The sequence below is a fragment of the Amycolatopsis sp. MtRt-6 genome (assembly GCF_017308975.1).
Classification (GTDB): domain Bacteria; phylum Actinomycetota; class Actinomycetes; order Mycobacteriales; family Pseudonocardiaceae; genus Amycolatopsis.
In genome coordinates this window covers 1-4546 of the sequence record NZ_JADWPD010000065.1, presented here as the reverse complement: position 1 = coordinate 4546, position 4546 = coordinate 1, and the positions used below count along the sequence as shown (strand labels likewise).

Below are 4546 nucleotides of genomic sequence, written 5' to 3'. Positions count from 1 at the left end.
TACGCCGCCCATCCAGCAACAGCCCCCGCAGATACGTCTCGCCCTTGGCCCGCTGATCCGACCGGGCCAAAGGAGCGAACACCTCCGCCGCAAAGGACTCAAGACATTGCCGGACATGGACAAGCTCGTCAGGAGTCACCGAAGCATGAAATCACCCAGCCTGCTCCACGTCCCCACGACACGCCAAGACCTAACAAAGTACTACTAGGGTCTGTATCGAAGTAGGTCAGAGCCATTCGTTGATGGCGGCGATGTGGACGGTGGCTTCGTAGCGGACGGCGAGCTTGTCGTATCGGGTGGCCACCCCACGGTGGCGTTTGAGCCGGTTGATGCCGCACTCCACGGCGTGGCGCTGTTTGTAGATTTCGGGGTCGAAGGCCGGTGGCCGGCCGCCCTTCGACCCCTTGGCCTTGCGGTGCGCGTCCTGGTCGGCCTTGCTCGGGATAGTCGCTTTGACCCCGCGTTTGCGCAGGTGAGCCCGGTTGGCTTTGGAGGTGTAGGCCTTGTCCGCCAGCACCCGATCCGGACGCGTTCGCGGCCGCCCACCACCGGTCAGCCGGGGCACCCGGATCCCGGCCAGGACGGGGATGAACTGCGGGCTGTATCCGCTGCCAGACACCAGCTCGCATCGCAGGAGTAGCAGCAGCCGCTGCGGGGCGCGGTGGCTTCCACGAGCCACTCGCGCATCCGAGCTGGCTACGACAGCCCGTTCAACACGGTGCAGTTCGCCGGCGCGGCCGACGAGGCTGTGTTCGCTGCGGCCGCCGAGTGGTGCGGCCGCAGCGACCCGAACATGATCCTCCGCGCGGTGACCTACGCCGTCTACGACCTGCACGACGAGAACGACTGTGCGCTCACGCTGATCTACGAACCGATGTGACGGTCACCAAGATAGCGCTTCGACGCTGCGGGATCGGCGGCGTGGCCGGCCGGGCTGGTGGTCAGAAGCTTAGCTGCGCGGCACCGCCGGTGCCGCGGCGCCAGGCCTGCGCCGCGAGTTCACCCACCCAGGTACTGTCGGCCCGGAGCCCGTCGCTGTGGGCGAGGATCCATTCCCGGGCGTACTGCTTGCGGGCCGGCGCGGTGTTGATGGTCCTGAACTTGGGGTCGGTGGACAGCAGTTGCGTGAGTTCGTCTTCGCGGGCGTTGAACCGGGTCGCCGGATCGTCGTGCAGCTCGGCAACCTGCGGCACCTTCCGTCCCGCCAAGACCCGCTCCCCGAAAGTGGCGGCTCGGCGGAAAGCCGGGTCGGCGACGACCCGTTCGGCCAGCGCGGTGATCTCGTCGTCGCAGAGCTGGCGCCGATCGGGGTAGCCGACCTGCATGCCCAGCCGCCGGGGCGGATCGATCAGCTCCTCGAGCGTGTCCTGCCACGCGGCCTGCACGGTCCAGACATGGAGCGCGCCGTGGTGGGCGAAGCCGAGCTCCAGCCGTGCCACCCATCCCTCCACCCGCTTCAGCGCGGCCTGGAACCGGTCCCGCTGCGGACACACTTCCGGCAGGCCGGCCTCGGCGAGAGCGCCCATGACCGGGGCGGTGTCGGCGAGCTCGTGGTGGATGTAGAACAGCGCGGCGCCGCCGGCGACGGCCGCGTCGACGACTTCGGTCACGCTCAGGGCGTCGGAGTCCAAAGTGACCACAGTTTCGCCGTCGATCCTCGCGGGCAGCACTCGCAGCCCGCGGACGCGGGCCTCGTGCATCGCCTTCTCCAGCAGGGTGGCCACGGTGTCGCCGGGGACGTTGTTCAGTGTCGCCGTCGCGCTGACCAGCTCATCGATTTCCATGGCCCAGGATCTCAACAGCCACCCCCGACAGAAACTGGCCCGCTGCCTGGTGTCGCCGTCTCGGTTCACCCTCTCGTGTCAACCTCGCCCTACCCGCACGAGGTGTCAGTGCTCGATCGCCGCGGCATCTCCAGCCGCAGCCAGCGGGGTGACGCGGCGGAGACCGCGCCGGGGGCACCTGCTGTGTCGTTGACGTAGTTGTCCTGCATCCGCACGCCGTGGCTGCCGGTGACCATGATCGCCACGTACGGCGATCCGGGGTGGGTGCCGTCCTTGACGAGGATCCCGGCTTTCGCCCACGGCACGGGGCCCTGCTGCCGTTTCCGGTCATCGGCTGGTGCACGAAGTAGAAGCTGTCGGTGACCGGCTCGTCGCCCGGCCCGATCGGGACCGGCGGTGAGCCGTGCTGATCGCTGCCGGCCCGGCGAGCAGCGCGACCACCACCATCAGCGCCGCGGCCATCAGGCCGGCGGCCCAGCCCCGGACGGTCCGGAACTTGGTCCACTCCGCGTGCAGCACCGAGGAAATGGACGTCACCGTGGCACCTCCGCGGGTGAGGTGGCGTGGAACTCGACCGCGTCGCGGGTGAGTTCCAGTGCCGACACCTCGGAGAACCGCACCGCGGCCCGGTCCTGCTCGACCCGCACGCGCTCAACGCCCGGAGCCTGCACAGCAGCCTGCCCACGGGCACCCTGCCGGTGCACTCCGGCGTGGACGAGGCCCTCGCCGCCGCCCCGGCACCCACCGGCGAACGGCAGCTCGGCGAACAGCTGGCAGCCCTCACACGGCTCCTGCTCGACGCCACCAGCGTCAGCCAGGCGCTGCAGCAGTGGTCGCCGCGACGACGGTCGTCGTGCCGCACGCCCGGCTGGCCAGCATCACCCTGCGCGACCTCGGCGGCCGTTACTTCACCCCGGTCGAAATCCCCGACATCACCGCCGACCTCGACGACGTCCAGTACCGCACTGGATCGGGGTCCTGCCTGGACGCCGCCGACCCCGACGGCCCCGCCTACGCCCTCGACCAGGACCTCGCCCGCAGTTCGGCCTGGCCCCAGTTCGCCGCCGTCGCCACCGCGCACGGCCTCGGCGCCGTCCTCTCCACCGGCCTGCTGCCCGCACAGCGAGCCGGGCTCAGCGGCGCCCTGAACGTCTACGCCCATCGCGGCGGCATCACCGAAACCGACCGCCGCCGCGCCCTCCTCCTGGCCACCCACGCCTCCCTGGCCCTCCAGCACACCCACACCGCCGAGATCGCCGACCTCGAACGCGCACCCATCTCCACCGCGCCATCGCCTCCCGCGACGTGATCGGCCAGGCCAAGGGGATCCTGACGGCCCGCCACGGCATCGACGCCGACGCCGCCTTCCACCTGCTGCGCCGCACCTCCCAGGACCTCAACGTCAAACTGGCCGACATCGCCGCCACTCTTATCCGCAACCACACCACGCCGGCCCCTGCCGAAGGCGAGTGACGCCGATCCGGCGGTCCGCCGCCGACCTGCTCGACGCCACCACGGCGGGGGTGTCAGGGCCGGCGGTCACCGGGGTGTCCTGCACCTGCCCCGGGACAGCGCCGATGTATCGCGGATGTATCCCGGGTGGACCAGGGGCGTCCAGACTCGCTTCGATTCACAAACTCCAGGAACAGGAGGAGTATTCGTGAGTTCGAACATGACCGCCGCCCAGCGGGCCATTCTCTACACCGCTTCAGGCGGATTCCTCACCATTGCTTTCGGCTTGCTCGGCACGGCGGCCGCCCAAGCCGCCCCGGACAAGGGAGCACCAGCCGGGATTGCCGGCGTCGAAAAATCCGACGGCAAGAAGGCACCTTCCGCCTCGAAGAAAGAGGCCGGGCCGGAGAAGAACGCCGGGGTGAAGCGGTCGGGCAAGGGGGCCGGCCCGCACTCGGGACCGGGCGGGGGCCTGAAGCGGGAGTCAAAGGGCTCGAAGGGCGAGGACTCCCGCACCGCCGCGTCCCGGGGGCCGCGCAAGACGCCCACCGACAATGCGCAGGAGGCGCGCAAGAAAAGTGAGGAGGCGCTTCGCGACCTGCAACGGACCGCGAAAGGCCGGGCCCAGTACGGACGCGACCAGCAGGGCGGCAACCCCGGCACTGGCCTGAGACGACAACTCGAACAAGCCAAGGACGAGGCAGCCGAAGCCCGGCGAGCCGCAGGCCGACGCACCACGCAGCGAGTCACCGAAACCGAAGCAGAAGTCAAACGCCTCGAGAAACGGCAGACGCGCGAAGCCCAAGCCGCCAGGAACCGGCAGGGCAAGAAGGAGAAGTACGGACCGCCGATGCCCGACCCGCGTGATCGCGAGCAGGATCCGCCGAAGTCGCCGGAGGCCCCTGGCAAGTCGCCTATCGACCAAGCGTTGGACTCCCTGCGGCAGGCACCACCCAAGTCGGTCGAGGACAAGCTGCTCTCGCCGCGGGAAAGCAAGCGGGAGCGCGAAAAGCGTGAGGAGGCGCTTCGCGACCTGCAACAGACCGCGAAAGGCCGGGCCCAGTACGGACGCGACCAGCAGGGCGGCAACCCCGGCACCGGCCTGAGGCGACAACTCGAACAAGCCAAGGACGAGGCAGCCGAAGCCCGGCGAGCCGCAGGCCGACGCACCACGCAGCGAGTCACCGAAACCGAAGCAGAAGTCAAACGCCTCGAGAAACGGCAGACGCGCGAAGCCCAAGCCGCCAGGAACCGGCAGGGCAAGAAGGAGAAGTACGGACCGCCGATGCCCGACCCGCGTGATCGCGAGC

General features: G+C 69.6%; 8 protein-coding genes. 4 read left to right on the top strand and 4 right to left on the bottom strand.

Going from position 1 to position 4546, the window contains the following annotated elements:
* Positions 1 to 226 precede the first annotated feature (226 nt).
* The gene (locus tag I4Q55_RS48765; protein WP_374194556.1) at positions 227 to 619 is read right to left on the bottom strand and encodes a transposase; all 393 of its coding nucleotides are present in this window, start codon (positions 617 to 619) and stop codon (positions 227 to 229) included.
* A 42-nt stretch (positions 620 to 661) separates the two neighbouring features.
* Between I4Q55_RS48765 and I4Q55_RS48760 the strand changes: the two genes are divergently transcribed.
* Positions 662 to 880 (top strand): hypothetical protein, encoded by a 219-nt coding sequence (locus tag I4Q55_RS48760; protein ID WP_206797870.1) that lies wholly within the window; start codon positions 662 to 664, stop codon positions 878 to 880.
* Positions 881 to 941: 61 nt separating this feature from the next.
* On the opposite strand, the gene I4Q55_RS48755 is transcribed toward I4Q55_RS48760, so the two are convergent.
* From I4Q55_RS48755 to I4Q55_RS48745, 3 genes are all read right to left on the bottom strand, one after another.
* Complete coding sequence (locus I4Q55_RS48755; RefSeq protein ID WP_206797869.1) at positions 942 to 1784, bottom strand: hypothetical protein; 843 nt, start codon at positions 1782 to 1784, stop codon at positions 942 to 944.
* An 89-nt stretch (positions 1785 to 1873) separates the two neighbouring features.
* Complete coding sequence (locus tag I4Q55_RS48750; protein WP_206797868.1) at positions 1874 to 2089, bottom strand: hypothetical protein; 216 nt, start codon at positions 2087 to 2089, stop codon at positions 1874 to 1876.
* Between the two features lie 22 nt (positions 2090 to 2111).
* The gene (locus I4Q55_RS48745; RefSeq protein ID WP_206797867.1) at positions 2112 to 2321 is read right to left on the bottom strand and encodes a hypothetical protein; all 210 of its coding nucleotides are present in this window, start codon (positions 2319 to 2321) and stop codon (positions 2112 to 2114) included.
* Between the two features lie 292 nt (positions 2322 to 2613).
* Here I4Q55_RS48745 and I4Q55_RS50035 point away from each other — a divergent pair, with 292 nt between their 5' ends.
* From I4Q55_RS50035 to I4Q55_RS48735, 3 genes are all read left to right on the top strand, one after another.
* Positions 2614 to 3093 carry a hypothetical protein gene (locus I4Q55_RS50035; RefSeq protein ID WP_242548113.1) on the top strand — a complete coding sequence of 160 codons (480 nt, stop codon included), beginning with the start codon at positions 2614 to 2616 and terminating at the stop codon, positions 3091 to 3093.
* Positions 3090 to 3257, top strand: coding sequence for an ANTAR domain-containing protein (locus I4Q55_RS50030; RefSeq protein ID WP_307793508.1), 168 nt, complete (start codon positions 3090 to 3092; stop codon positions 3255 to 3257). The genes I4Q55_RS50035 and I4Q55_RS50030 overlap by 4 nt, the downstream gene beginning before the upstream one ends.
* A 187-nt stretch (positions 3258 to 3444) precedes the next feature.
* A partial coding sequence (locus tag I4Q55_RS48735; protein ID WP_206797865.1) for a hypothetical protein occupies positions 3445 to 4546 on the top strand: 1102 nt, incomplete at its 3' end.